At 75.7% G+C, this 2,213-nt stretch carries 2 protein-coding genes and 1 pseudogene; 2 read left to right on the plus strand and 1 reads right to left on the minus strand.

Annotated features, from left to right (window positions below):
- The coding region (locus tag H5J33_RS32035; RefSeq protein WP_181798242.1) for an ANTAR domain-containing response regulator at positions 1-578 on the minus strand (578 nt) is incomplete at its 3' end.
- A gap of 381 nt (positions 579-959) precedes the next feature.
- Here H5J33_RS32035 and H5J33_RS32040 point away from each other — a divergent pair.
- Positions 960-1,343 (plus strand): STAS domain-containing protein, encoded by a 384-nt coding sequence (locus tag H5J33_RS32040; RefSeq protein ID WP_181798243.1) that lies wholly within the window; start codon positions 960-962, stop codon positions 1,341-1,343.
- A pseudogene (locus tag H5J33_RS32045) lies at positions 1,340-2,213 on the plus strand (anti-sigma factor RsbA family regulatory protein); the annotation flags it as partial. The gene H5J33_RS32040 and the pseudogene H5J33_RS32045, both read left to right, overlap by 4 nt.

The following is a 2,213-nucleotide window of genomic DNA, read 5'->3' on the forward strand; positions in this document are numbered from 1 at the left end:
ACCCGGCGCAGCTTGGTGTTGGTGCGCTGGGACGCCTCCCGCAGGACCTCCCACGCCTGGTCGGGCGTGCAGGTGTGAGCCGCCATCAGGACGCCCCGGGCCTGGTCGATGACCGGGCGGGAGTCGATCGCGTGCCGCAACTGCGCTATCTCCAGGCGCAGTACGTCCAGTTGCTCGGCGCGTTCCCGGGCCACCGCCGAGGCCGCGCGGTCGCGCAGACCGGCGGGCGGAGCGCCGCCGAGCGGGTTCACGGGGTCGAGGCCCGTCAGCTCCAGCACCCGGCGCGGCTGCCCGCGCCAGCCGGTGGCACCGACCGGTACGTTCCGCCGGCGGCCGTACTCGCGCAGCGCGTCCAGGGCCGTCAGCCCGGCCGTGTCCAGGAAGACGACCTCGGCGGCGTCCAGCTCGACCCGGGTGACGCCCGGCGGCAGCGCGGCCAGGGCCTCGGCGAGGGTGTCCGCGCAGCCGTGGACCAGCTCGCCCCGGGCGCGCAGGACGGCCCGGCCGTCCTCCGCCTGGACACCCACGGTCAGGGGTACCGTTCGCCCGCCCCGCGGTGTGCGTGCCGCCGTGGTCATGTCTCCCCTCCAGCTCCGCCGATCCTCCGTCGTCCCTCGCCTGCCCTCCGTACGACGGCCTACACCCGCCGGCACGCCCGGCCCCACCGGTACGCCCGGCGCCCGCCGGCCTCGGCCGTCCGCGCCGTGTCCGTCGCGGCCCGCCCCACGCCCACCGGACCCGATCCGCTCCGCCGGGCCCGACCCGTGCCACGCCGCGCCCTACCCCGTGCCGGTTGGGCCTGGTCTCGTCCGTCGGCCCGTTCGGTTCCGCCGGACCCGGCCCGCGTCGCACCGCCCCCACCCCTCGTCCAACGCCCCCGCCCCGAGTTGTCCGTGCCTGGCGGGGCGGTGGAGGGCGCATACTGGGCAGCTGTGTATCCCGTGGGACTGGGAGATGGCATGAGCGCACCCGAGTCGGCCCGGCTGCTGCCGACGGCCGCCGTGCCGAAGCAGGCGGCGGCGCGGCTCGACGTGTACCCGCTGACCGGGCGGAGCGGAATCCGTGCGGTGGGCGAGGTGATCCTGCCCACGCGGGACATATGGGAGCGCGCGTTGGAGCGGGTCGTGCGTGAGGCCGAGGACGTCGGGGGCGAGGACGTGTACTACTTGGAGCTTTCCGCGGTGACCTTCATCGACGTGGCGGGAGCCGGTGCGCTGGCGGACACCGCCAAGAGCCTGGAGGGGCGGCGCCGGCTGGTGCTGGACCGGCCACCGGGCTCCCTGTCGCGGATACTGGGGCTGCTGTGGCCCGGCCTTCCGGGGATCGAGGTGTGCACGTCATGACCACGGCGACCCATCCCGTGGAACCGTTCGCCCACCCCGCGCTGTTCTACGCCGGCACCCACCAGTACCTGGCCGGCACCGTGCCCTTCATCCGCGCGGGGCTGGCGGCGGGCGAGCCGGTCGCGGTCGCCGTGCCGCACGAGAACCTGGCGCCGATCCAGGACGCGCTGGGCGCCGACGGCGGCGCCGTGCGGTTCCTGGACATGCGCGACGCCGGCCGCAACCCCGGCCGGATCATCCCCGGTGTGCTGCGCGCCTTCGCCGACGCCCAGCCCCCCGGGAAGCGGGTCCGCATCATCGGCGAACCGATCTGGGCGGGCCGCAGCCCGGACGAGTACCCGGCCTGCGCCCAGCACGAGGCGCTGATCAACGCGGCGTTCCAGGGCCGCGAGGTCACCATCCTGTGTCCCTACGACACCTCCCGCCTGGACGAACGGGTGCTCGCCGACGCCCACGCCACCCACCCGGTCGTCATCCCGGCCGGCTCCACCGCCGAGCAGGTCAGCGCGGCGTACGACCCCGACGGCGTCGTGGCCCGCTACAACCTGCCGTTGCCGCCCGCCCCCGCCCCCGGCGCCGGCCCCGAGGTGTTCGGCACCGCCTTCGCCGAGGACTCCCTCTCCGCCGTCCGTCACCTGGCCACCGACCACGGTGCCCGGCTGGGCCTGACCGGGACGGCCCTGGAGAACCTGGCGCTGATCACCGCCGAGCTGACCACGAACAGCGTGGTGCACGGCGGCGGCACGGGCACGCTGACGGTGTGGCCGCAGGACGGGTACGTGCTGTGCGAGGTCCGCGACAAGGGCCGTCTCGCCGACCCGCTGGCCGACCTCGCCGACCGGGGGATCGTGATGGTCGGCGGCTCGGCCC

It is taken from the genome of Streptomyces sp. WELS2 (assembly GCF_013870595.1).
In the GTDB taxonomy this organism is placed as follows: Bacteria; Actinomycetota; Actinomycetes; order Streptomycetales; family Streptomycetaceae; genus Streptomyces.

What these genes read in the sequence shown, in the direction of transcription:
- H5J33_RS32040 (WP_181798243.1), top strand. Translation starts at nt 960, where the DNA reads ATGAGCGCACCCGAGTCGGCCCGGCTGCTGCCGACGGCCGCCGTGCCG.